This window comes from Amycolatopsis sp. NPDC049253, assembly GCF_040678995.1.
Lineage (GTDB): Bacteria > Actinomycetota > Actinomycetes > Mycobacteriales > Pseudonocardiaceae > Amycolatopsis.
In genome coordinates, this window is the sequence record NZ_JBFAQX010000028.1 from 18629 (window position 1) to 42031 (window position 23403).

A 23403-nucleotide genomic window follows, 5' to 3' on the forward strand; every position below is an offset into this window, starting at 1 on the left:
TTGTCAGGAGTGGACTCATGCCCAGAATGACCGCAGCCGACGCCGCCGTCGCAGTGCTGCGCCGCGAAGGAATCACGAACGCCTTCGGGTTGCCCGGCGCCGCCATCAATCCGTTCTACGCCGCGTTGCGCCGAGACGGGAACGTCGCGCACACGCTGGCCCGCCACGTCGAGGGCGCCTCGCACATGGCCGAGGGCTACACGCGGACGCAGCCGGGGAACATCGGTGTGTGCATCGGCACCTCGGGCCCGGCCGGCACCGACATGATCACCGGCCTGTACTCCGCCAGCGCGGACTCGATCCCGATCCTGTGCATCACCGGGCAGGCGCCGGTGGCCAAGCTGCACAAGGAAGACTTCCAGGCCGTCGACATCTCGGCCATCGCGGCCCCGGTCACCAAGTGGGCGGTGACGGTGATGGAGCCGGCGCAGGTGCCGGGCACCTTCCAGAAGGCGTTCTGGCTCATGCGCACCGGCCGGCCCGGCCCGGTGCTGATCGACCTGCCGATCGACGTGCAGCTGGGCGAGATCGACTTCGACATCGACTCCTACGAGCCCCTGCCCGTCGCGAAACCGGCGGCGACGCGCGCCCAGGTCGACCGGGCGCTGGACCTCGTGGCCGCGGCCGAACGGCCGGTGATCGTGGCCGGCGGCGGGATCATCAACGCCGACGCGGCCGACCTGCTGGTCGAGTTCGCCGAGCTGACCGGTATTCCCGTGATCCCCACGCTCATGGGGTGGGGCACCATCCCCGACGACCACCCCCTGATGGCCGGCATGGCGGGGATCCAGACGAGCCACCGCGGCGCCAACGCCACCATGCTCGAAGCCGACTGCGTGCTGGGCATCGGCAACCGCTGGGCCAACCGGCACACGGGTGACCTCGACGTCTACCGCGGCGAGCGCACGTTCGTCCACGTCGACATCGAGCCGACGCAGATCGGCCGGGTGTTCGCGCCGCACTACGGGATCGTGTCCGACGCGAAGGCCGCGTTGGCGCAGTTCGTCGCGGCCGCCCGGGAGCGGAGGGAGGCCGGCACGCTGCCCGATCGTTCGGCGTGGGCCGGGGATTGCGCGCGCCGCAAGTCCACGATGGCACGCAAGACGCATTTCGACGAGGTGCCGATCAAACCGCAGCGGGTCTACGAGGAGATGAACCAGGTGTTCGGCAAGGAGACCCGCTACGTCTCGGCCATCGGGCTCTCGCAGATCGCCGCGGCGCAGTTCCTGCACGTGTACCGGCCGCGGCACTGGATCAACTGCGGGCAGGCCGGGCCGCTCGGGTGGACGGTCCCGGCGGCCCTGGGCGTCGCCGCCGCGGACCCCGGCGCCGAGGTCGTGGCGATCAGCGGCGACTACGACTTCCAGTTCATGATCGAGGAGCTGGCCGTCGGGGCGCAGTTCAACCGCCCCTACGTCCACGTGCTGGTCAACAACTCCTACCTCGGCCTGATCCGCCAGGCGCAGCGGGCGTTCGACATGGACTACTGCGTGCAGCTGGGGTTCGAGAACGTCAACTCGCCCGAGACGGCCGGGTACGGTGTGGACCACGTCAAGGTGGCCGAGGGCCTGGGCTGCAAGGCCATTCGCGTGCGCCGGCCGGAGGATCTGCGGGCGGGGCTCGAGAAGGCGCGGCAGCTGGCGGCCGAGTACCGCGTGCCGGTGATCGTCGAGGTGATCCTGGAGCGCGTCACGAACATCTCGATGGGTACGGACCTCGCGGGCGTGAACGAGTTCGAGCCGCTGGCCGAACGTCCGGAAGACGCGCCGACGGCGCTCACGCACTGACGCGTCCGAAGTAGAGGGTTCCGGTGCCGTAAGGAATCGGAAACTACTGCCAGGCCTTCGTCGGCGATTAGTCTGGTTTTTCCAAGCCGGGCCAAGACGAAGGAAACATTCATGGTGAAACGCGTGGTGGCCGGCGGTCTCGCGGCCGTGGTCGCGGTCGGGCTCGCAGCTTGTTCGTCGGACGAGCCCGCCGCGCCCGCGGCCCCGGGCCCCCACGCGGTGTACGTCACCAACTGGGCTTCCGACACCGTCGCCGAGTTCGGGCTCAACGACGACGGTTCCCTGAAGGCGCCGGCGATTTCACTGCCGGTGGGCAAGGGCGACACCCACCCGCAGGCGTCGATCCGTTCGCACGACGGAAAATGGCTCTACGTCGGCAACTGGGGCACGCGGGACGTCACCCCGTTCCGGATCGAAGCCGACGGGCGCCTGACTCCGTTCCCCGCCGCGCACGGTCCGGCGCCGGAACCCGTGACTCCGTCGGGCATCGCGTTGAGCCCCGACGGCAAGAATCTCTACACGGCCAACTTCAGCAACGGCGGTGACGGAACCGTTTCGCACTACCGCGTTTCCGCCGACGGCCGGCCGGCCGGCGTCGCGACGATCCGGGCCCACGGACGCGGCACGACGGCGCTGGCGGTCGCACCCGACGGCCGCACACTCGTCACGGCCAACAGCGCTTCCGGTGACGTCTCGACGTTCACCATCACCGCCGACGGCAGTCTCACGTGGGTGACGACCCTCGCCACGGGCAAGGGCGCGTTCTTCGCCGCCATCACCCCGGACAGCTCACACGTGCTCGTCACCAACTCGCTGGCCGACAGCATCAGCTTCCTCGACCTGGGCAAGGATTCCCGGCCCACGCTGGTCGCCACCGTGCCCAACCCGGCCGACGAGCCCCGCGGCATCGTCCTCACCGCCACGGGCGACCGCGCGTACGTCGCCAACTTCGCGAACGGCACGGGCCCCGGCCACATCACCACGTTCAGGGTGACGGCCACCGGCATCAGCCAGGCGGGCCCGGCCGTGGCGACCGGCGGCAACGGCGCCGAGGGCATCGCGCTGTCCCACGACGGCCGCAGCCTCTACAACGCCAACTTCAACACCGACGGCGACGGCAGCGTCACGAGCTACCCGCTGGCCGCCGACGGTTCTGTGGGCCCTCCGCGGCCGCCGGTGCTCACGGGTGGCCGTCAGCCCGACCTGACGAGCATTACCCTGCCGGCGCGCTGACCGTGCCGGCCCCGGATGCCGCTTCCGGGGCCGGCACCGGTCACCTGCGCGCGAACGACGCGAGGTACGCGGCGGCCGGGGTGCCGACACCGGTGGTGGTGTCGTAGCCCGGAGCCGTGGTCAGCGAAGTGTCCAGATCGGACGTGCGCAGTGTCGTCACGAGGCCTTGGCTCGCGTCGAAGGAGTTCGAGTAGTCGACGCGTACCACCGCCGGGTTCTGGCTGGTGCCCAGCGGGTTGCCGTTCGGGTCGCGGAACAGCCGGCCGCGGTACTTCTGGTAGATCAGCGGGTTGGCGAAGCCGAGCGGTTCGCCGGTGAGCTGCTGCACCAGCGCCTGGATGCCGGCGATCACGGGGGTGGCCAGCGACGTCCCGCCGATGCGGTGTTCGTTGTACTGCGCGGTGCCGTCCGGGAACAGCTGGGTGTCGCCGGTGATGAACCCGGTCGTGGGATCCCCGACGGCCGCGAGGTCGGGCGTGACGCGCACCGCGGTGGCCGATCCGTCCGGATGGGACAGTGCGTCGGGCACGATGCCGCGCTGGTACGCCGGTTGCGCGGTGCCGGGGACGGCGCCACCGCCGGTGCCGTTGATGAAGTCGCCGGGCGCGGAGGTCCACGCCGACCCGTCGGCGCTCAGCGCCGCGCTGTGCGAACCCCAGCCCGTTTCCCACAGGTACTGATCGCCGGCGCCGATGGCCAGCGTGGTGCCGCCGACGGAGGTGACCCACGGGTCGCGCGAGGGGAAGTCGACCTCGCCGGTGTGGGTGTTGTCGAGCCGGAAGTCGCCGAGGTCGCCGTTGTCGCCGGACGCGGCGTAGAAGCCGATGCCCTGCACAGCGCCCAGCTGCAGCAGGTTGTCCACAGTGGCCTGCTGGGCGGGGGTGACGGGATCGACGGCGTACCAGGAGTTGGACACGATGTCGGCGAGGTGGCGGTCGACCACGGTCGCGATCGAGTCGTAGAAGTCCTCGCTGCGACAGGACGCGGAGCTGACGACGGTGAGGTCCGCGGCCGGGGCGATGGCGTGCACGGCCTCGGTGTCCAGTGTCTGCTCGCCGAACTGGCCGCCGGGGTCGCAGATGTCGAGGTTCGTGTAGGCCGACGGAGTCACCTGGCGGAGCTGGCCGGGGCGGTAGGCGGCGTCTCCGTTGCGGGCGGCGTACTGGGACAGGTCCGCCGCCAGCGTGGGCGAGGCGTAGGCGGTGATGACGGCGATCTTCACGCCGGCGCCGGTCATGGCCGGCGTCGCACCGTAGACGTCGCGCAGCTGCCGGCCGTTGTAACCGCGCACGGCGTACGGCACCTTGGCTCCGTCGACCGCGGGCAGGGTCGTCGCGACCTTTTCGCCGTAGTAGTCGGACAACGGGCCGGAGTTGCGGAAGACCGGCTCGGGCTTGGCGTCGGTGGGCCGCACCGTGTCGCCGATGACCGGGGCCGGAGCGCCGTCGACGGCGCCGGGGTCGGCCGGCAGCGTGGTGCCGGGAGTGGACGGGGCGGCCCGGCGCGGGGTGGTGTCGAGCCCGGTGACGGCCAGGACGTCGTGGGCCATCGAAGCGGGGACCGAAGGCGGTTCGCCGGCGGAGCGGTAAGTGGTGCCGTGTCGGGTGTAGCTCGTCAGCTTCACCGCGAACGCACTGTCCACGGCCGCCGCCGGGCCTTCGAACGTGACGTAGTTCCGGGTCCTGGCGGTCACGTGCAGGTCGTTCGAGGCCAGCCAGCCGGAGACCCGGTCGGCCTGCTGCGGTGTCGGGCCGAAGCGTGACAGCGCCTGCGCGGTCGAGAGGTAGCGGCCGTAGTTCTTCGAGTCCGGATCGGACACGTCCGCGGCGGACGCCGCCAGGCCCGCGGGATCGCGGCCGGCGAGGTAGACGCGGCCGGACACGACGGTGGCCGGATCGACGTTCTGGCCCGAGGACACGGGACTCACCACGTCCGAGGCAACCGGATCACGGGTGGTGGTGGCGGACGCGCTCGGCGCCGAACCCAGCAACAGGGTCGCGGTGAGCGCCGCACTCAGCGGACTGATCATGAGGCGAGCCTAAGCCGGACCACGCTGTCCTCGTGGCCACTCGTTCGTGGCCACGACGCCACTTTGACTGCTGCGGTAAGGAATTCGAAAGATCTCAGGTGAGCATGTGCATCCCGCCGAAGAACGCGACGGCGAGGACACCCACGGCGAACCCGACGAACAGCGCGGCCCCGAGACCCGGCCGCAGCCTGGTGCCCGCGTAGGCCAGGCCCAGCGTGAGGATCAGCCACGACCCGATGAGGGCGACGCCGCTCATCATGGACTCGGCGAAGATGGCGGCGACGCGTGCGCCGGCCGCGACGAACAGGGCGAACCCCGCCGCCGCGGCCGGGATGACCCAGGGCCTGCGGCTCACGTGCGGGGTGCGGGCGGATTCCGGTGACCTTTGCATGACAACGCTCCTTGGCTGGATGACCACTGTTCGTAGTGTGCCCTGCGTCACGGCAAAGATCCCTTACCGTCGGCTAACGCTCGGTCTGCCCGGTGCTCGCGCAGGTAGCGGATCATGCCGATCACGTCCTCGTTGACGAACGCGCCGAGCTTGTGCTTGGCCGCGAGGTCCTTTGTGGTCTCTTCGTCGTCGGCGGACAGCGCGACGACCGTGACGTCCAGTTCCGCCGAAGTGTCGGCCGCCCGCTGGAACGGCTACCAGCTGCCGCAGCTCGGCGGGCAACGGTGGACGGTGCCGTCCACAGTGGTCGGCGACAGGCCGGGGAAGCTGTTTCCGGGTTGGCCTCCGGCCGCCGGTTCTTGCCCGGTTCGCCCGGGATTTCGGCGAGGTAGTGTCGGCGGACGTGGATCCGGAGTCAGCCGAGTGGGTGCGAGCGCTGTCGGTCGGCGCACCCACGCGGGAGGCGGCGGTCGAACGGCTGTACGCCAGGCTGCTGCGGATCGCGCGCGCCGAGTGCGGGCGTCGTGGGGCGGGCGGAGACGCCGACGACCTCGCTCAGCAGGCGGCGACCGACGCCGTCGTGGCCGTGCTGGCCAAGCTGGGCGAGTTCCGCGGGGAGAGCCGGTTCACGACGTGGGCGTGCAAGTTCGTGGTGTTCGAGGTGTCCGCGACGCTCGGCCGCCACTTCCGGCGCACGTCGCCCGAAGGCTGGGACGTCGAGGACTGGGCCGCGGTCCCGGACCGCTTCGGGCTCGTGCCCGAGCAGCAGGCGGAGTGGCAGGACCTGGTGCTCGGCCTGCGCAAGGCCGTGCACGAGGTGCTCAGCGAGCGGCAGGGGCGGGTGTTCGTGGCGCTGGTCCGCAACGCGGTGCCGCTCGACGCGCTCGTGGCCGAGCTCGGCACGAACCGCAACGCGATCTACAAAACCCTCTTCGACGCCCGGCGCAAGCTGCGGGCGCGGTTCGTCGCCGAGGGGCACCTCGACGAGCCGGGAGAACGAGCGTGAGCGACCTGAACGCGTTGGCGCGATTCCTCGACACCGATCCGTGCGACCGTGGGTGCGGCGAGGCGATGGAGCTGTTGCACGTCTACGCCGAGCTGCTCCGGCGAGGCGAGGACGCGGCCCGGTTCCACCCGAGCGTCGCCGCGCACCTGCGCACGTACGGACCCTGCGAGGGAGACCTCGAAGGTTTGCTGCTGGCCATTGAGGACGGTTCCGGTTAGGGGTTCGTAATGACCGAGTCGCCCCTCCGGCGGGGTCGGCGCTTGTAGCTTCGGGGACGTGGTGTTCCGACGTTGTGCTCTGGCTGCCAGTGCGTTGCTCCTCGCCGCTTGTGGTGCGGCTCCGGTGACTCCGGCCGCGCCGCCGTTCGTGTTCCCCCGGGCGGCGGCCGGGGTCGCGACGTGGACGCCGTGGCCTTCGGCGTTGCACGACGCCCGGCACTCGGGCGCCTCGGCGGTGGCGGGACCGACGCACGGAACCATCCGCTGGCAACGCCGCCTCGAAGGCGCCACGACCCCGGGACCGGTGGTCGGCGCGGACGGCACGGTGTTCATCTCCTCGAACGCCGGGGTCCTCCACGCCCTCGATCCCGCCGACGGGCACGACAAGTGGACCTACGACACGAAGAACCCCGTGGGTGGTGATCTGTCGATCTCGCCCCTCGTCCTGCCGAGCGGCACGATCCTGCTCCCCAGCGGCGAGGACCTGATCGCGTTGTCCCCGAGCGGCCGGCCACTGTGGACGAAGGCGTTTTCTTCTCGGGTGACGTCTCCGGTCTCCGCCGACGGGAACCGGGTCTACGTCGGGACCGGCGACGGTTCGGTGTCCGCAGTGGACGCCACGGCCGGGCGTGTCATCTGGACCGTCGGCAACGGGGCGGCCTCTTACGGCTCGGTGGTCACCGACGGCCGGGGCCGTGTCTACACCACCGCCGGCTCGTCGCTGATCGCCCTCGACGACCAGGGCACCTCCGGCCGCGTCGCGTGGCGCGTGGACCCCCACGACGACATCACCGAGGTCTCCGCGGGACTCGCCCCGGACGGCACCGTGCTGCTGGGCACCAACGGCCGCGCCGAGTGGGCCTACCACCCGGACGGGAAACTCGCCTGGCAGGCCCCACGGGTGATCACGTATTCCTCACCCGTGGTCACCGCCACCGGCCTGGCCTACGTGGCCGACCACAGTGGACAGGTCCACGTCTTCGACGTCCACACCGGACACGAGACCACCCGCTACGGCCCCATCGGCGCCCAGATCTGGAGCTCCACCGTCGTCGACCGCACCTACCACCTGTACTTCGGCGGCGAAAACGGCCACGCTTACGGCTACAACCCCGACGGCACCCGGCTGTTCGATCTCGACCTGGGCGGCAAGGTGGACAGCTACCCGGCCCTCACGGGAGACGGGGCGCTGGTGATCGGCAGCCGCAACGGGTTGGTCACCGCCATCGACTGAGCCGACGTGGTTCAGGCGGGGTATCGGCGCTCGATCTCGGCCAGCTTGCGGTCCACGACCTGTTGCGCGGCCGTCCTGGGGGAGACCGCGTCGGTCTCGGACCGGGCGAGCAGGTCGGTGACGATGCGGTCCATCGCGTCTCGGACCTTGGCTTCGGCCTGCCGCGCGTCCGCGTCGAGGTCACCGAAGAGGGTCCACCACCACCAGGCGTTGGTGGCCGAGTTGGCGGCGAAATCGGGGATCACGGTGACACCGCGGGCGGCGAGCGCGGCCTCGGCCGCCGCCGTGGTCGGCATGTTGGCCGCTTCGACGACGACGCTTGCGGTCACGCGGTGCTGGTTCGTCTCGTCGAGACAGTGGGAAACCGCGGCCGGGACGAGGACGTCGCACTCGACGTCGAGCCAGGAATCCAGCGGGAGCTCGCGGTCGGCCGGCCGTAGCCGTGCGCGGTCGAGGCCGCCGAAGGGATCGCGGGTGAGTAGGAGGCGCTCGACGTCGAGGCCCTCGGGGTTCACCACGACCCCGTCCGCGTCGGCGATGCCCACGACGAGGACGCCGGCCCTGGCCAGGTAGCGGGCGGTCGCGCCGCCCATCGAACCGAAGCCCTGTACGACGGCCCGCCTGGGCGCCGAAGGCAGCCCGAGCCGGTCCATCGCCGTGAGCGCGGCTTGCGCGACGCCCAGCCCGCCGACGAGCTCGGGCAAGGCGACGCCGTCGACATCGATCGAAAACGCCTTCGCCAGCCGGGCGCGCGCGTCGTCGGCGTTGTCCAGCAAGGGATAGACGGCCTGCACGGAACTTTCCAGGCCGAGCTCCGCCACGACCTCGTCGATCGTCTCCTGCCGGACGCCCAGGTCCTCCCCGGTGGTCCAGTGCCGCTCGACGATCGCGCGCACCGCGCCCAGGAACCGCGTGAGCACGTCGCGGGCCTCGGGGTCGTGAGGGCTGCAGTCGATGCCGCCCTTGGCGCCGCCGAGCGGGATGTAGCGGGCGCCGGGTTCGTAGTGCAGGGCTTCCTTGCGGGTCATGCCTGCCGCGAGGCCGCGCACCTCGTCCAGCGTGCAGCCCTCGCGCATCCGCAGCCCACCGCTCGCGACGCCGCGCACCAGGCGGTCGACGACCACGAAGCCGCGGCGGCCCGTCTCGGCGTCGGTCCAGGTGATCGAGAGGTGCGGCTCCCGCGCTGTCATGTGTGCCCCGTTCGTCTACTACTGAATCACGATGCAGTAGCGGGCGAAGGATTGTCAACCGGCCAGACCCAGCTCCTGCGCGACGTGCCGGCGCGCCCACGCCTGCATGCGCTCGCGGTTCTGCACTCCGCCGTGCACGAGCGCCTGCACGGCGAGCCCGTCGAGGAACGCGGTGATCCGCCAGGCTGCGCCGCGCGGGTCCGGCGCGGTGAACTCACCGGTGTGGACACCGTCCTGGATGATCGCGACCAGCGCCTCTTTCCACCGCAGGTCCAGCTCGCGGCCGACCTGCCGGAGCTCGGGTTCGCGCAGCGCGGCGGCCCAGCCCTCGATCCACAGGCGCCACCCCTTCGCCTGCCCGGTCGGGGCGTACCACGCCAGCGCGGTGCGCAGGCGTTCGGGCGCGGTGGCCACGTCCGCGGTCAGCCGGTCGAGCTTCTCGAGGTCGCGTTGCGCGGCCCAGGTGAAGGCCTCCGCGATCAGCGCTTCCTTGTTCTTGAAGTGGTAGAGCACGAGCGAGGTGCTCACCGACAGGTCGGCCGCGACGTCGGCCATCCGCACGGCGTGGATCCCGGACTGCTCGACGTGGCGAACGGTGGCGCGCAGGATCTCGTCCCGGCGCACGGTGGTGTCTTTCCGGCTGCGGCTCACGGGGCCGAGCCTATCCTGAATGGTGAGTCAGTAGTGACTTACAGGACACCGGCGCGGAGAGCGAAGGCGACGGCCTGGGTGCGGTTGCGGAGGTTGAACCGGCCGATGATCGACGCCAGGTCCTTCTTCACCGTGCTCTCCGAGTACACGAGGGTTTTGGCGATCTCACGTGTCTCGACGCCTTCGGCGAGCATGCGGAGGATCTCGACCTCGCGAGTGGACAGTCCGGGGCCGGTGTAGCCCAGGGGTTCCAGGACGTTGCGTTGCAGGCCGCGGATTTGCGCGACGAGGTTGCCGAGCAGGCGGGGCGACAGGACGGCGGAGCCGTTGGCGCTCGAGAGGACCGCGTCGGCGAGGTCGGCGCCGGTGGTGGTGGCGCGGTCGAGGACGGCGACGACGCCGTGGCTGACGAGGGAGAGCAGGGAGTGCTCGCGCACGTCGGCGGTGAGCAGGACGATGGGGGCCGCGAAGACGGCTGCGGCGTGGACGCGGCGCATCGTGGCCGTGGAGAAGCGGTCGTCGGCGACGACGGTGACGTCGGGCGGCTCTTCACCCGACGTGCGCGGGGGTTCGACGCCCAGGAGCTTGCGGATGCCTTCGGCCGTCAGCGGATCGGGGCCGACGACCGTGACCGCGACCTCGGCGAGCGACCGGCGCGGCCTGGCCGCGACGGGTGAGCAGGACGTCACGACGAATCCCTCCTCCGGTGCCGTTCTCCCACCGAAGATACTGAGCGAACTCGCCGGAAACCGGTTTCGCAAGAGTTCGGTCACATGAGAAATCCGGTGGCCGGACCACGAAACGGCGAATGGATCCGTCAGCGCTGGAGGGCGTGTGCCGCCAGCACGTGGGCGACGGTTTCCGTGACTTGCCGGGCGAAGGGGATGTTCAGCCATTCGTCGGGCACGTGCATGTTCGACTCGGCACCGACCGCGCCCGTGACGAGGAAAGCCGCGTCCGGGTAGGCCTGCCCGAGCATCTGCATGAACGGGATTCCGCCGCCCAGCCCCAGGAACTGGTGCGGGGCCTCGAAAACGCCGGATTCGAGCGCGGCGGACAGCCACGCCGGTGGCTCGGGTGCGCACCAGCCGTCCTGGGCCATCACGTCGGTGAGGGCCGCCGAAGCGCCGAACGGCACGTCGGTGGTGGTCACCCGCTCGATCGCGGCCGCCGCGTCGGCGGCGTTGACGGTGGGCGGCAGGCGGAAGCTGAGCCGCAAGGACGTCGAGGCCCGCAGGACCGCGCCGGCTTCGGCCACGTCCGGCAGGCCGGCCGCGCCGGTGACCGACAGCGTCGGGCGCCAGGTGTTGTTGAGGATGCGTTCGGCCTCGTCCTCGGCGGCGGGCCGGCCGCCGGGGACCAGGGAAAGCGGGTGCAGCGTCGAGAGCGGGCGCAGTTCGGCCAGCCGCTTCGCGTCCGCCACGCGTTCGGGCGGGATCGGTGCGTTCAGCTCAGGCAGCAGGATCCGGCCGGTGGCGGGATCTTCGAGCCGGTCGAGCAGCAGCCGCAGGATGCGGAACGAGCTGGGGACGACCCCGCTGGCGATCCCCGAGTGCACGGCTTCTTCGAGCACGGCGACGGTGAGCGTGGCCTGCAGGATGCCGCGCAGGCTCCGCGTGACCCACAGCCGTTCGAAGTCGCCGCCGCCGGAGTCCAAACAGGTCACGAGGCTCACGCCGCCGAGCCGGTCGGCCAAGTGGCCGAGGTAGTCCGGCAGGCCGGGGCTGCCCGACTCCTCGCCCGCCTCCAGCACGAGAACCACGCGGCAGTGCTCGCCGCCGGCGGCCCGGACCGCGGTGACGGCGGTGAGAGCGGCGTAGGCCGCGTAACCGTCGTCCACCGCGCCGCGGCCGTAGAGCCGATCACCGCGCAGCACCGGTTGCCACGGGCCGAGTCCCTCGGACCAGCCGTCGAAGGGCGGCTGCTTGTCGAGGTGCCCGTACAGCAGGGCCGTGCCCTCGCCCGAGGCTCCCGGCGTGGCGGGGATCTCCGCGAACAGCAGCGGCGGCACGCCGTCGAGCTCCACGACCTCGGCGGTGCTGCCCTCCGGCGCGGTCGCCTCGATCCAGCCGCGGACGTGCTCGATCGCGCGGCGCAGGTACCCGTGTTCGCGCCATTGCGCGTCGTACGCGGGGGAGACCGCGGGGATCGCCACGAACTCCGCGAGACTCGGCAGGACCCGGTCCGCCCAAGCGGCCTCGACGTGGTGTCGTACCTGTTCGAATTCCACCAGTTCGCCCTACTCCTCGGTGACTACCTGATCATCGAATCACAAAACCCCGGCGCGCAGGGCGAACGCGACGGCCTGGACGCGGTTGCGGAGCTTGTACCGCGTCGTGAGGCTGTGCAGGACGTGCTTGATCGTGCTCTCCGAATAGGTCAGCTTCCGGGCGATCTCGGCGGTTTCCGCCCCGTCGGCCAGGAGCCGCAGCACCTCGACCTCGCGCTCGGTGAGGCCGGCGCTGTTCACGCCCAGGGGCCCGAGCGTTTCGCGCTGCATCCGCCGCACCAGGCCGATGAGCGTCCCGAGCAGGTCCTGCGGCATCACGCTGTGCTGGTGCGCAGCGGCCGACACCGCGGCCGCGAGCTCGGCGCCGTCGGCGGACTTGCTGTCCACGATGGCCACCACCCCGTGCTCGATCAGGGTGAGCAGCGCGGCTTCCTCGACGCCGGCGGTGAGCAGCACGACCGCGGCACCCGAGGGTTGCAGCGCCCGCAGCTGCGCCACAGCCGTCGCGTTCACGTGCGGCGTCGAGAAGACGAGGACGTCGGGACGCGAGCCCGGACGCGCCCGCACGAGGCCGGCGTGGCTTTCGAGGACCAGCCGCAGACCCGTGGCGCTGAGGGTGTCCGTGGCTTCCACCCGGACCGAAACCTGCTGGGCGACCCGCGGCCGGAGCGCGACGGGGTGGGATCCCGGGACGGGGGGCCGGGGCCGGACCGCAACGTGTTCCATGGTGCTCTTCCTTGCCTGTCTCGTCATCCGGAGCCGGTGCGGGGACGCGGGTGTGCTCCTGGTGCTCGTCCAGCATGCCTCGGGCGCGTTCGCGCGGCCTTGACGAAACCTTTATCGCGCGCGGCGATCACCCGCGCACGGTCGGTTTCATTCGTTCTTCGGCGGCTGAGCTTCGGAAAGACTCATGCGACGACACCGTCGCGACGGCCGGGGACGATCTACGCTCATCCGGCGAACAGCAGTGAACCGCAGTTCGTCCGCCGGCGAAAGGTGTGGACCCGAAATGGCCGAAGTGGACCCCGAGGTCGAGTACACGGTCACCCACCAGTGGGTGCGACGGCTGCCGGACGGCTTCGCGCGAATCGGCATCAGCGACTTCGCGCAGGAAGAGCTGGGCGACATCATCTCCGTGTCCCTGCCGGCGGTCGGTGCCGAGGTCGTGGCGGGTGAGCCGTTCGGCGAGGTCGAGTCGACGAAGAGCGTGGCCGAGGTCTACGCGCCGGTGTCCGGGGTGGTCACCGCGGTCAACGGCCTGCTCGCCGACAGCCCGGAGATCGTCAACGACGACCCGTACGGTGACGGCTGGCTCGTCGCCGCGGACGTGCGGGCCGGGGAGACGAAACTGCTGAGCGCGCAGGACTACCGGACCTTCACCGAGGGCTGAGCCACGCGGGCGAGGCAGGCGTAAGTCGCTTCGACCAGCGCCATCTTGCGCGGGTCGTCGCGCGGGTGGGAGCCCATCCGGTTCATCACGTACCCGAATCCGACGCCGCTCTCCGGGTCGGCGAACCCCGTCGAGCCGCCGAACCCGTCGTGGCCGAAGCCGCGCGGGTTCGGGCCGAAGCTGAGCTGGTCGCCGCCGAGGGTGAAGCCGAGGCCGAACTCGTTGTCCAGCCCCATGACCAGGTCGCGGCAGCGGCCCTGGCCGGTGCGGCCGAGCTCGATGGTCTCGTGCCGCAGCAGCCGTTCCGAACCGTCGGCGAGGGCGCCGTAGATCGTGGCGAGGCCGTGGGCGGTGCCGTGCCCGTTGGCCGCCGGCACCTCCGCGACGCGCCAGCGGGTGAGGTTCGCGGTGCGGCCCAGGGGAAGAGGGTTGGCGAGCGCCGCCAGCGTCGCGCGGTCCGGCACCACCGTCCTTTCCGGACCGGCGGCCGGCTCGACCATCGTGGAGCAGCGGGTGAGGTCGTCGCGGCCCACTCCGATGTGGACGTCCACGTTGAGCGGTTGCGTCACGTTGGCGCGGAAGAACTCGCCGACGGTCTGCCCGGTGATCCGGCGGATCACCTCGCCGACGAGGAAACCGTAGGACAGCGCGTGGTATCCGCTCGCCGAGCCGGGTCGAACAACGGTTCCTGCGCGGACAGGAGCAGGGTCATCTTCGTCCAGTCGAGCAGGTCGTCGATCTGCAGCGGGTGCTCCGGCGCGACCCCGGTGACCCCGGAACGGTGGGAAAGCAGCCAGCGGACCGGGATGCCGGCCTTGCCCGCGGCGGCGAACTCGGGCCAGTAGCGGGCGACGGGCGCGCCGAGATCGAGGTCGCCGCTTTCCACGAGCTGCAGCGCGCACAGCGCGACGAGGCCCTTGGTGGTCGACCACAGGTTGGTCAGCGTCGGGCGCCGCCACGGAGCCCGGCGCTCCTCGTCCGCCCAGCCACCCCACAGGTCGACCACGGTCCGGCCGTGCACCACGACGGTGACGGCCGCGCCCAGCTCGTTCCGCTCGCTGAAGTTCTCGCGGAAAGCCTGGGCCACCGGCTCGAAACCTTCGGCGATCTCACCGTGGACGGGTGCGGGTGACGAGAGGGTCATCGGGCGTTCCTTAGGTCGAGGCGAGATCGCCGGACGCGCTGGTGGCGGCCCGGCGAAGCCGATTCTCCCCGGCCGTGCGGCGCGAAAACGCGGACTTGGCCGGAAAGGCGGGAAACGTCGCCCGCGCGATCACGGGATCTCCCGCAGGAGCTCGTCGAGCGCGCGCCGCGCCTGCCGGCCGTCGTGCTCGCGGTGTTGCTGGTGGTAGAGATCCACCGCTTGCCGCAGGCTCTTCACCGCCAGGTCGTGGCGGCCCAGCTTCTCGTAGGCCGCGCCGAGCGTGAGCAGGGTGTCCGGGATGGAGAACATCTCGTCCCCGAACAGCGCCAGTGCCTCTTCGAGGTAGGCGATGGCCCGGTCCACGTTGCCGAGTCCGAGGTGGATGGTGCCGAGAGTGTCCAAAAGGGCCGGCCGGATGTTGTTCATGCGGGCCTCGTCGGCCAGCGCGAGCGTCTTCTCCGAGATGGCCAGTGCCTGTTCGTACCGCTTCTCCAGCTGCAGCGCCCACGCCAGGTGGTTGCCGACCCAGGCCCGGATCGCCGGCGGCAGCTCGGTGGCCAGCTGCCACGCTTCCGTGCTCAGCTCGACGGCCTCGGCGATCCGCTGCGCCCGCACGGAGATCTCCGACCACGCGTTCAGGCTGAGCACGCGCTGCGACACGTCGCCGAGCTCTTCGGCGATGGTCAGCGCCACCTCGACGTGCTGGACGGCTTCCTCGTGGCGGCCGGTGCGGGTGAGCGCCTGCGCGATCACGCGGCGGGCCAGGCACTCGGAGCTGCGTTCCCCGAGGATCTGCGCCGCGGCGAGACCGTCGCGCCAGACGCCGATGGCGTGGTGCGCGTCGCCCTGGGTGGCGTAGAGCGAGCTGCTGCCCCACGCCAGCTGCCACACGATCTTGTGCCACGCGCGCTCTTTCGCCAGCGACCGGACGGCGCGGATGTTCTCCGCCTCCGTGTTCACCCACCGCTTGGCTTCGGTGCTGTCGCGCAGCGGCACGGGCGTGCAGCCCGCGGGCAGCGGCACGGGGGTGATGGGCGGGCGCCCGGCGTCGGCGAGGGTGACCGCGTGGACCAAGGTGTGGAGGTAAAAGCACGTGAGCCGGTGGAGTGCGGCCGTGATTTGTTCGTTGTCGCGCGAAAGCTGTGCGAGTTCTCGCGCGTACGCACGCACCAGGTCGTGGAGGCGGAAGCGGCCCGGCTCGTGTTGCTGGACCAGCGAAGCTCGTTCGAGAACTCGCAACGCGGTCCGCGTCGCCGCGTAGGTCTTGCCCGCGAGCGACGCGGCGGCGTCGAGCGAGATGTCCGGGCCGGGGACGAGACCGAGCAGCGTGAACAGCTCGGCGGGCTCGCCCGCCAGCGCCGCCAGTGACGTCCGCAGCACGGCCCGGATGCTGAGGTCGGTGCCGATCTCCAGCGCGTTGAGGGTGGAGCCGGAGTCGACGAGCTCGTCGGCCAGCGCGGTGAGCGCGAACTCGGGGTGCTCCTGCGCCCGGCCGACGACGATGCTCAGCGCCAGCGGCAGGCCACCGCACGCGTCGGCCAGCCGGGTGACGGCGGCCGGTTCCGCAGCCGTCCGCGACGGGCCGAGCCGCGAGACCAGCAGCTGCCGGGCGGCGGCGCCGTCGAGGACGTCGAGGGAGATCAGGTCGGCGTGGTGGCTCGAGACCAAAGTCGTCAGCCGGTTGCGGCTCGTGACCACGACCGGGCACCGCGGAGTGCCCGGAAGCAGCGGCGTGACCTGGTCGGCGTCGAGCGCGTTGTCGATGACCACCAGCAGGCGCTTGTCCGCCACCAGGCTGCGGTAGAGACCGCTCATCGCGGCGAGGTCCTGCGGGACGGCCGCCGGCTTCACCCCGAGCGCGGAGAGGAACGCGCGCACGGCGGTCTCCGGCGGCACCCGGTCACCCGACGGCGCGAAGCCACGCAGGTCCACGAACAGCTGCCCGTCGGGGTACCGGCCGGCGTTGTCGTGGGCCCAGCGCAGGGCGAGGCACGTCTTGCCGACACCGCCGGGGCCGACGATCACCGACACCGGGGCGTCCGCCAGCGCTTCGAGCTCCCGGTCCCGCCCGGTGAACGCGCGGGGCGGCGCGGGCAGCTGCCGCGGCACCGGCGGTGGCAGGCCGGGATCCTCGTCGGCCGGACCGGGCCGCGCGGCGCGATCGTCCACAGTGGTCTCATCCCGCAGGATGGCCTGGTGCACGGCCCTCAGCGCGGGCCCGGGATCCACCCCGAGCTCCTGGGCCAGCAACGTTTTCACCTTCTGGAAGTGCCGCAGCGCGTCGGCCTGGCGGCCGGTGCCGTGCAACGCGAGCATCAGCTGGCCGGCGAGGCGTTCGTCGTACGGGTGGTGCTCGGCCCGGCTGGTGAGCGTCGGCAGCACCCGCGCGTGGCGGCCGAGTTCCAGCTGCAGGTCCGTTCTGGTCACCAGCGTTTCGTCGCGCTCGGCCAGCAGCGCCGTGCGGAACTCCCGCAGCCACGGGCTGTCCAGCCCCGCGAACGGTTCGCCCCGCCACAGGTCCAGCGCTTCGTCGAGGAACCCGAGTTTCTCTTCGGCGTCCGCCGAGCGGCGCGCCCGGCCGCTCAACCGCCGGAAGCGATGCACGTCGACGTGGTCGGGATCGACGTCGAGCACGTAACCGTGGCCCCGGCGCACGATCTGGTGCTCACCCGCCAGCGCGGTGCGCAGCCGGGTGAAGTAGCTGTGCAGGATGCCCCGCGCGCTGCCCGGTGCTTCGTCGCCCCACACACGCACCACGAGGTCGTCGAGCGAGACCGGCTGCCCGGCTTCGAGCAGCAGCGACACCAGGACGCTGCGCGGCCCCGCCGGGCCGATCGGCTGGGGCTCCTCGCCCCGGACCACCTCGACGTTGCCCAGGAGCCGGAAGCCGAGAGACATCCGAGACCACCTCTGACCCGCTCCGCGCGAACATTCGCCACATCTTAAGCACGGCCGCCGAATGTCTTGCCCGACAGGTAACCGCATCCCGCATTCTAGATCCGCGCCGCCGACGAATTCGGATCCGGAATCCTTATCATTCGATTAAGGAATGCGCCGCGTCATGCCGCGCATGTTCGGTCGCGGCGGCTACATTCTCCGGGAAGACTCGCGAAAGGAGCCCAGACATGGCCGCACCGTCCCGGACCGTGGGCTTCACCGGCATCTGCCTGGGGTATTTCGCGATCATCCTCGACGGCAGCGTGCTCAACATCGCGGTGCCCGCGCTGCGCGACGACCTCAAGACCTCCCTGGCTTCGGTCCAGTGGGTGATCAACGCGTACACGCTGTGCCTCGCCGCCCTGCTGCTCACGGCGGGCGCGCTGGGGGACCGCTGGGGTCTGCGAAGGTGTTTCCTCTGGGGCACCACGATCTTCACCGCCGCCTCGCTGGCCTGCTCGCTCGCGCCGTCGGTGCACGTGCTCATCGCGGCCCGCGTGGTCCAGGGCGTGGGCGCGGCGGCCCTGCTGCCGGCGACGCTCGCGCTGATCCGCACGCTGTTCTCCGACGACGGCGACCGCGCCCGCGCCACGGCCGTCTGGGTGTCCACCGGCGCGATCTCCACCGCGGTCGGGCCGATGGTCGGTGGCCTGCTGATCGACGCGTTCGGCTGGCGCAGCATCTTCCTGATCAACCTGCCGATCGGCATCGCCGCGATCCTGCTGGCCCGGGCGGGGATCACAGAGGCGCCGCGGCACGAGCGCAAGGTCGACCACGCCGGGCAGCTCACGGCCGTGGCCGCGCTCGGGCTGATCACCGCGGGCGTGATCGTGAGCGGCAGCGCGGGCTGGAGCTCCCCGCTCAGCCTCGGCCTGCTCGCGGGCGGCGTGGTGTCCGCCGTCGCGTTCTGGCTGGTGGAGCGCCGGGTCGCGCAGCCGATGCTGCCGCGGGGCTTCTTCTCGGTCCGGGTGCGCTCGGTCGCGGTGGCGAGCGCGGCGTTCATGGGGTTCCTGTTCTACGGCACGCTTTTCGTGATGTCGCTGTACTTCCAGCAGGCGCGCGGCTGGTCGGCGGGTGAGGCGGGGATCGCGCTCCTGCCGCTCACCGTCGGGTCCACGGTCGGCTCGCTCGTGATCTACCGGCCGCTGTCGCGGCGGTTCGGCAACCCCGTGGCGCTGCTGACCGGGTTCGCCTTGTGCGCGTCCGGCGTCGCGGTGCTGCTGATCTTCACCGGGGCCACGGCGTACGTGCCGGTCGCGGTCGGCCTGCTGCTGGTCGGGCTGTCGAGCACGATCGCGTTCTCCGCGCTCACGTCGCTGCTGGTGCCGAGCGTGCCGGTGCACCAGTCGGGTGTCGCGTCCGGCGTGCAGAACACGAGCCGGCAGTCGGGCGCGCTGATGTCGGTGTCGGTGCTGGGCGCGATCCTGAACACGGCGGCGTTCGCGGCCCGGCTGCCGATCGCGTTGAGCGTGCTCGCCGCGGTGGTCGTGCTCGCGCTCGTCTCGGCCGGCTTCGCGACGCGACCCGCCCGCTGAACCGTTGTCCGTTCGGATCACGAAATCGGCCTGTGCGACCAAGATCGGCGTGGGGCCGGTTCACCCGGCGAGGCCGCCGGGTAGCCAGGTGCCGACCCGGACGAAGGGAAGTACTCATGTCGGCTGGCACTCGGTGGCACGTGATCCCGCGAACCGCGGGACGGTGCGTGCTCTGGCTCCTCATCGGTCTCGCGCTGGCCGTTCAGGCCGTGCTGGTGCTCAGCACCTCCAGCGTGAACCAGCCCGCGCTGGAGGTGGTCGTGGCCGTGCTGGGCGTGATCCTGGCGGGGTGCTCGATCGCGGGGCTGGTGGCCCCGCGCCTGCGCGGCCGGTGAGCCACTGGTCGCGCAGCGCCGGGTCACACGTCGTCGTACCGGCGAGCGGCGGGGTGCCACAGGTGTGGCCGACGCCGCTGCGGCAGGCCCAGCGGCGTCGGCACGGAACACGCTTCGCGCGCGACGGCGACGGCCCCACGCACGCCGGGGTTGATCGCGGCGAGGGCGCCGAACAGCAGCGTCCGGCCGCTGACGCGCCGGATTCCGGCCGGGAGCGCTTCGCCGGGCGCGTCGAGTTGGACGGACGTGATGGTCGGGCGCTCGTGCACGAGCTTCGTCACGGTCAGCGGCCGGAAGCCGGTCCGGCCCGGACCCGCGGGCTGCTCGGCCGAGCTGAGCAGGTCCCGGAACGACCGGCGCCGGCCGGGGCTCGGCGCGGGGATGTCGACGGCGGATCCGAGGGCTTCGGTGGTGCGGTTCGCGGTGTGGAGCAGGGCGGCGACGGCGGCTACGGTCATCTCGTGCGGCCCGCGCCGTGTCCGCACGATATCGTCGCCGGCCGTGACGTGGCCCTCGCGGAGGACGCGGAAACAGAACCCCGGGCGCCCGTGGGAAACCAGCGGCGAAGGCAGCTTCGGCTCGTTGAGGTGCAGGGCCGGCCATGAGCGCACCATCCGGGGGCCGCTGACGGCGGTCTTCCCGATGCCGGTGTGGACGATCCTGCCGCTCCGCTCGACGGATTCGGGCATTCCCACGTTGACCGACACCAGCGTCAGCACTCTTGCTCCTTCCTGTCGGCGCCGAACTGCTGGGGACGCGTTTTCCCCGGCGTGCGGAAATCGTCACGGCACATGAAATTTCCGGAGGATCTTGTTAGATTTTCCGAATGACAACGCTGCGCGCCCTGGAATGTCTGGTCGCCCTCGTGGAAGAGGGCTCGGTGACGCGTGCCGCGGCCTCGTTGCAGATGTCGCAGCCCGCGCTGTCGCACCAGCTCGCCTCGCTCGAACGCGAGATCGGCACCCCGATGGTGCAGAAGATGGGCCGCGGCGTGCGCGTGACCGCCGCGGGCCACGCGGTCGCGGAAGAGGCGCGGGTGGCGTTGAAGGCGTCCGAACGCGCGGTGCGCGTGGGCCGGCAGATCGGTTCCGGCGGCGCGGGGCGGCTGCGGATCGCTTGCGCGGAAACGATGACGGCGTGGCTGCTCGTGCCGGTGCTGCGGCACTGGCGGGCGCGCCGGGCCGAGGTGCTCATCGAGCTCAGTGAGCACACGAGCTCCGACCGGATGGTGGATCTCGTGTGCTCGGGCGAGGTCGACGTCGCCGTGGGGCCGCGGCCGTCGGAGACGGGTGAGCACCTCGAAGTGCTCGGCGAGGAGGAGGTGGTGGTCGTCGCGCCGGCGGGCCACCCGTTCGCCGAACGCCTGTCGGTGCCGTTCGCGGATCTCGCGGCGGAGCCGTTCGTCCACTTCGTCAGCGACAACGGGTTGTCGGTGTGGCTCGACCAGCTCGCCGCGGAACACGGTGTGGTGCTGGATCCCGTGCTGCGCACCAGGAGCCCGCGCACGGCCGCGCAGCTCGCGGCGGCGGGCATGGGCGTGACGATCGTGCCCGTCTCGGCGCTGCCGGCTCGCCCGCCGGGTGTGGTGCGGCGGCTGGATCCCCTGGTGGAGCGGGAGATCGTGGTCGTGGTCGCGGCGCCGTCGGACTCGCTGGTCGAGCTGTTCGTGGGCGATCTGCGCCGGCGCGGGTTGCCGGGTGGCCGGCCGGGTCGCGTCCACTGAGAGTGTGACGGAATTCTTTCGGTCCCGGCGACGCGGGTTTCGCCGTGCCCGGCGCGGCTACCGTGACCCTCGACCTGGTTGTCGACCGGGAACGCGAGGTGGGTCCGCGGGCGCGGACCGGCACCGGACTCTCTTCTCTCGCAAGGATTCCCGCGGCTTCGTGCGGTCCTGCGCGCGTTCCCCCGAACACGGAAGAAGCGCGCACGTGGATCAGCTGCAGGCTTATGTACTCGACGTCGACGGGACCGACATCCAAGCGGAGGGCGCGCGGCTGCGCGAAGGCGGCTCGGCGGTGGTGGTGGAGCTGCCGGGCGGGGTCCGCGCCTGGGCGGTCGGCCACGCCGGCACGCTGAAGTCCTTGCTGACCGACAGCAGAGTGTCCAAGGATCCGCGGCAGCACTGGGCCGCGTGGAAGGAAGACCGCATCGCCGCCGACTGGCCGCTGCGGATCTGGGTGTCGGTGCAGAACATGTTCACCGCCTACGGAAGCGAGCACCGGCGGCTGCGCTCGCTGGTCGCGTCGGGCTTCACCGCGAAGCGGACGATGGAGCTCAAGCCGTGGGTCGAACGGATCACGGCGACGTTGCTCGACGAGGTGGCCTCACTGGGCCGGGCGGACGGTGTCGTCGATCTGCGCGCGGCGTTCGCGTATCAGCTTCCGGTGGAGGTCATCTGCCGGCTGTTCGGGGTGGACGACTCCCAGCGCGCCGGCCTGCGCAAGGTCGTGGACACCGTCTTCGACACCACGACCACCCCCGAAGCCGCGCAGGCCAACGCCGAGGACATGTACCGGATCCTCACGGGCCTGGCCGAGCAGAAGCGCGCGCATCCCGGCGACGACGTGACGAGCGCGATCATCCAGGCCGGCTCCGATCGCTTCGGCCGGCTCACCGACGCCGAGGTCGTCGACACGCTCATCCTCATGCTGACCGCCGGGCACGAGACGACCGTGAACCTGCTGGACCAGGCCGTGACGGCGATGCTCACGCACCCGGAGCAGCTGGCGCTCGTGCGCTCCGGCGAACGCACGTGGAGCGACGTCGTCGAGGAAACCCTGCGGTGGCAAGCCCCCGTGGCCTACCTGCCGCTGCGGTACGCGGTGGCCGACATCGACCTGGGTGACGTCGTGATCCCCGAGGGCGACGCGATCCTCGCCGCCTACGCCGCGGCCGGCCGTGACGAGGCGGAGTACGGCGAGACCGCGGACGAGTTCGACATCACGCGCGGGGTGAAGCAGCACCTGGCGTTCGGGCACGGGATCCACCACTGCCTCGGTGCCCCGCTGGCGCGGCTCGAGGCGACGACGGCGTTGCGGATGCTGTTCGAGCGGTTCCCGGAGCCGGCGTTCGCGGAGCCGTCGGCGCAATTGGTGCCGATGAGCTCGTTCCTGTCCAACGGTCACGCGCGGCTGCCGGTGCGGCTGGGGCGCGACGCGGCGGTCTGATGCTGGTGGCGGGGCCTCGATTCCGCGCGGATTCGAGGCCCCCGCCGTGATCGCCGTTCCGGGTCAGGTCAGCGGTTCGCCGCCGTCGACGCGCAGGGTCACGCCGGTGAGAAACGGGTTCGTCATCGCGAACAGCACGGCCGAGGCGATGTCGTCGACGGTGCCGATGCGCCGGGCGGGGTTGTGCGTGCGGAAGTGCTCGAAGTACGCAGCTTTGCCTTCTTCGCCCATGGCGTCCCAGATGCCGGTGTCGATGACGCCCGGGGAGATGGCGTTCACGCGGATCGGCGCGAGCTCCAGCGACAGCGAGCGCGTGAGGAAGTCGGCCGCGCCGTTGGTGATGGCGACGCCCAGGAAGCCGACCGCGGGCTTGAACGCAGCCACGCCGGAGAAAAGGGTGAAGGAACCGCCCTCGGCGAGGTGCGGGGCGAAGTGCTTGGCCAGCATCACGGGTCCGATGACCTTGGTGTCGAACGATCGGCGCAGCGCGTCGCGGTCCAGGTCCGCAAGGAGGCCGCGGGCTCGCGACGACGCCGTGGTGACGAGGTGGTCGACGGAACCGAGGCGTTCGGCCAGTGCCGCGATGGACTCGTCGACGGTGACGTCGACCTCTTCGGCGCGGATGCCCTCGTCGTCGTAAGCCTGCACCAGCTTGGCCTTGTCGCGGCCCGCAACCACGACCTGGGCACCCTCGGCGCGCGCGGCGAGCGTGACCGCCCGGGCGATGCCGCTCGGCCGTCCGATGACCAGAACCGTGCGGTTCTCCAGCGCTGTCTCCACGACCGTCCCTCCCGTGCTCCTCTGTGGACGCTTCCACCGTACGGTCCTGGCGCGCCGGGGAGCCATCGATGTAATGGCAGGTCAGGCGAGGTTTCCTGCATGGATCGATGGCAAGCATTAGGTGAGTTCCCGGGTGCCGACCTTGA

20 protein-coding genes and 1 pseudogene are annotated in these 23403 nt (G+C 71.3%); 10 read left to right on the top strand and 11 right to left on the bottom strand.

The genetic code is table 11. The features are described from left to right. Positions 1 to 17: 17 nt before the first annotated feature. The gene (gene gcl, locus AB0K15_RS38330; protein WP_364062343.1) at positions 18 to 1787 is read left to right on the top strand and encodes a glyoxylate carboligase; all 1770 of its coding nucleotides are present in this window, start codon (positions 18 to 20) and stop codon (positions 1785 to 1787) included. A 111-nt stretch (positions 1788 to 1898) separates the two neighbouring features. Then, the gene (locus tag AB0K15_RS38335) at positions 1899 to 3020 is read left to right on the top strand and encodes a beta-propeller fold lactonase family protein (RefSeq protein ID WP_364062346.1); all 1122 of its coding nucleotides are present in this window, start codon (positions 1899 to 1901) and stop codon (positions 3018 to 3020) included. 40 nt (positions 3021 to 3060) lie between these two features. On the opposite strand, the gene AB0K15_RS38340 is transcribed toward AB0K15_RS38335, so the two are convergent. Then, a complete protein-coding gene (locus tag AB0K15_RS38340) occupies positions 3061 to 5049 on the bottom strand; it encodes a S53 family peptidase (RefSeq protein ID WP_364062349.1) in 1989 nt (662 codons plus the stop codon). Between the two features lie 94 nt (positions 5050 to 5143). Beyond that, complete coding sequence (locus AB0K15_RS38345) at positions 5144 to 5440, bottom strand: hypothetical protein (RefSeq protein ID WP_364062352.1); 297 nt, start codon at positions 5438 to 5440, stop codon at positions 5144 to 5146. 403 nt (positions 5441 to 5843) lie between these two features. On the opposite strand from AB0K15_RS38345, the gene AB0K15_RS38350 reads away from it, so the two are divergent. The 3 genes from AB0K15_RS38350 (at position 5844) to AB0K15_RS38360 (ending at position 7898) form a co-directional block, all read left to right on the top strand. Further along, positions 5844 to 6446 carry a sigma-70 family RNA polymerase sigma factor gene (locus AB0K15_RS38350; RefSeq protein ID WP_364062355.1) on the top strand — a complete coding sequence of 201 codons (603 nt, stop codon included), beginning with the start codon at positions 5844 to 5846 and terminating at the stop codon, positions 6444 to 6446. Continuing rightward, positions 6443 to 6664 carry a hypothetical protein gene (locus tag AB0K15_RS38355; protein ID WP_364062358.1) on the top strand — a complete coding sequence of 74 codons (222 nt, stop codon included), beginning with the start codon at positions 6443 to 6445 and terminating at the stop codon, positions 6662 to 6664. The genes AB0K15_RS38350 and AB0K15_RS38355 overlap by 4 nt, the downstream gene beginning before the upstream one ends. Before the next feature lie 124 nt (positions 6665 to 6788). Then, positions 6789 to 7898 carry a PQQ-binding-like beta-propeller repeat protein gene (locus AB0K15_RS38360; RefSeq protein WP_364062361.1) on the top strand — a complete coding sequence of 370 codons (1110 nt, stop codon included), beginning with the start codon at positions 6789 to 6791 and terminating at the stop codon, positions 7896 to 7898. Positions 7899 to 7909: 11 nt separating this feature from the next. On the opposite strand, the gene AB0K15_RS38365 is transcribed toward AB0K15_RS38360, so the two are convergent. From AB0K15_RS38365 to AB0K15_RS38385, 5 genes are all read right to left on the bottom strand, one after another. Further along, complete coding sequence (locus AB0K15_RS38365; RefSeq protein WP_364062364.1) at positions 7910 to 9088, bottom strand: Glu/Leu/Phe/Val dehydrogenase dimerization domain-containing protein; 1179 nt, start codon at positions 9086 to 9088, stop codon at positions 7910 to 7912. Between the two features lie 54 nt (positions 9089 to 9142). Continuing rightward, positions 9143 to 9739, bottom strand: coding sequence for a TetR/AcrR family transcriptional regulator (locus tag AB0K15_RS38370; RefSeq protein WP_364062367.1), 597 nt, complete (start codon positions 9737 to 9739; stop codon positions 9143 to 9145). A 38-nt stretch (positions 9740 to 9777) separates the two neighbouring features. Next, entirely contained in the window at positions 9778 to 10428 is a 651-nt protein-coding gene (locus AB0K15_RS38375) for a response regulator transcription factor (protein ID WP_364062370.1), read from the bottom strand. A 128-nt stretch (positions 10429 to 10556) separates the two neighbouring features. After that, positions 10557 to 11969, bottom strand: coding sequence for a M20/M25/M40 family metallo-hydrolase (locus tag AB0K15_RS38380; RefSeq protein ID WP_364062373.1), 1413 nt, complete (start codon positions 11967 to 11969; stop codon positions 10557 to 10559). A 39-nt stretch (positions 11970 to 12008) separates the two neighbouring features. Beyond that, positions 12009 to 12602 carry a LuxR C-terminal-related transcriptional regulator gene (locus tag AB0K15_RS38385; RefSeq protein WP_364062376.1) on the bottom strand — a complete coding sequence of 198 codons (594 nt, stop codon included), beginning with the start codon at positions 12600 to 12602 and terminating at the stop codon, positions 12009 to 12011. A 376-nt stretch (positions 12603 to 12978) separates the two neighbouring features. Here AB0K15_RS38385 and gcvH point away from each other — a divergent pair, with 376 nt between their 5' ends. Then, positions 12979 to 13359: a glycine cleavage system protein GcvH gene (gene gcvH / locus AB0K15_RS38390; protein WP_364062379.1), complete on the top strand. Its 381-nt coding sequence runs from the start codon at positions 12979 to 12981 to the stop codon at positions 13357 to 13359. Here gcvH and AB0K15_RS38395 read toward each other — a convergent pair. Then, a pseudogene (locus AB0K15_RS38395) lies at positions 13335 to 14503 on the bottom strand (serine hydrolase domain-containing protein). The gene gcvH and the pseudogene AB0K15_RS38395 sit on opposite strands and share 25 nt — an antisense overlap. Before the next feature lie 129 nt (positions 14504 to 14632). Continuing rightward, complete coding sequence (locus AB0K15_RS38400) at positions 14633 to 17401, bottom strand: BTAD domain-containing putative transcriptional regulator (protein ID WP_364062382.1); 2769 nt, start codon at positions 17399 to 17401, stop codon at positions 14633 to 14635. 227 nt (positions 17402 to 17628) lie between these two features. Here AB0K15_RS38400 and AB0K15_RS38405 point away from each other — a divergent pair, with 227 nt between their 5' ends. Together AB0K15_RS38405 and AB0K15_RS38410 are read left to right on the top strand one after the other, a co-directional pair. Then, positions 17629 to 18975 (top strand): MFS transporter, encoded by a 1347-nt coding sequence (locus AB0K15_RS38405; protein ID WP_364062385.1) that lies wholly within the window; start codon positions 17629 to 17631, stop codon positions 18973 to 18975. Between the two features lie 167 nt (positions 18976 to 19142). Next, on the top strand, positions 19143 to 19310 hold the full coding sequence (locus AB0K15_RS38410; protein WP_364062388.1) for a hypothetical protein: 168 nt from the start codon (positions 19143 to 19145) through the stop codon (positions 19308 to 19310). Positions 19311 to 19333: 23 nt separating this feature from the next. Here the strand turns inward: AB0K15_RS38410 and AB0K15_RS38415 are convergent, their stop codons facing one another. Next, positions 19334 to 20029 (bottom strand): hypothetical protein, encoded by a 696-nt coding sequence (locus AB0K15_RS38415; RefSeq protein ID WP_364062391.1) that lies wholly within the window; start codon positions 20027 to 20029, stop codon positions 19334 to 19336. A gap of 107 nt (positions 20030 to 20136) precedes the next feature. Between AB0K15_RS38415 and AB0K15_RS38420 the strand changes: the two genes are divergently transcribed. Together AB0K15_RS38420 and AB0K15_RS38425 are read left to right on the top strand one after the other, a co-directional pair. Beyond that, on the top strand, positions 20137 to 21033 hold the full coding sequence (locus AB0K15_RS38420) for a LysR family transcriptional regulator (protein WP_364062394.1): 897 nt from the start codon (positions 20137 to 20139) through the stop codon (positions 21031 to 21033). 205 nt (positions 21034 to 21238) lie between these two features. Continuing rightward, on the top strand, positions 21239 to 22477 hold the full coding sequence (locus AB0K15_RS38425; protein WP_364062397.1) for a cytochrome P450: 1239 nt from the start codon (positions 21239 to 21241) through the stop codon (positions 22475 to 22477). Between the two features lie 63 nt (positions 22478 to 22540). On the opposite strand, the gene AB0K15_RS38430 is transcribed toward AB0K15_RS38425, so the two are convergent. Then, positions 22541 to 23257, bottom strand: coding sequence for an SDR family oxidoreductase (locus tag AB0K15_RS38430; protein WP_364062400.1), 717 nt, complete (start codon positions 23255 to 23257; stop codon positions 22541 to 22543). Between the last annotated feature and the right edge of the window lie 146 nt (positions 23258 to 23403).

Excerpts from the sequence above, each read along its gene's own strand:
- gcl (WP_364062343.1), top strand. The coding sequence starts at position 18 with ATGCCCAGAATGACCGCAGCCGACGCCGCCGTCGCAGTGCTGCGCCGC.
- AB0K15_RS38335 (WP_364062346.1), top strand. The coding sequence starts at position 1,899 with ATGGTGAAACGCGTGGTGGCCGGCGGTCTCGCGGCCGTGGTCGCGGTC.
- AB0K15_RS38340 (WP_364062349.1), bottom strand. The coding sequence starts at position 5,049 with ATGATCAGTCCGCTGAGTGCGGCGCTCACCGCGACCCTGTTGCTGGGT.
- AB0K15_RS38345 (WP_364062352.1), bottom strand. The coding sequence starts at position 5,440 with ATGCAAAGGTCACCGGAATCCGCCCGCACCCCGCACGTGAGCCGCAGG.
- AB0K15_RS38365 (WP_364062364.1), bottom strand. The coding sequence starts at position 9,088 with ATGACAGCGCGGGAGCCGCACCTCTCGATCACCTGGACCGACGCCGAG.
- gcvH (WP_364062379.1), top strand. The coding sequence starts at position 12,979 with ATGGCCGAAGTGGACCCCGAGGTCGAGTACACGGTCACCCACCAGTGG.
- AB0K15_RS38400 (WP_364062382.1), bottom strand. The coding sequence starts at position 17,401 with ATGTCTCTCGGCTTCCGGCTCCTGGGCAACGTCGAGGTGGTCCGGGGC.
- AB0K15_RS38405 (WP_364062385.1), top strand. The coding sequence starts at position 17,629 with ATGGCCGCACCGTCCCGGACCGTGGGCTTCACCGGCATCTGCCTGGGG.
- AB0K15_RS38420 (WP_364062394.1), top strand. The coding sequence starts at position 20,137 with ATGACAACGCTGCGCGCCCTGGAATGTCTGGTCGCCCTCGTGGAAGAG.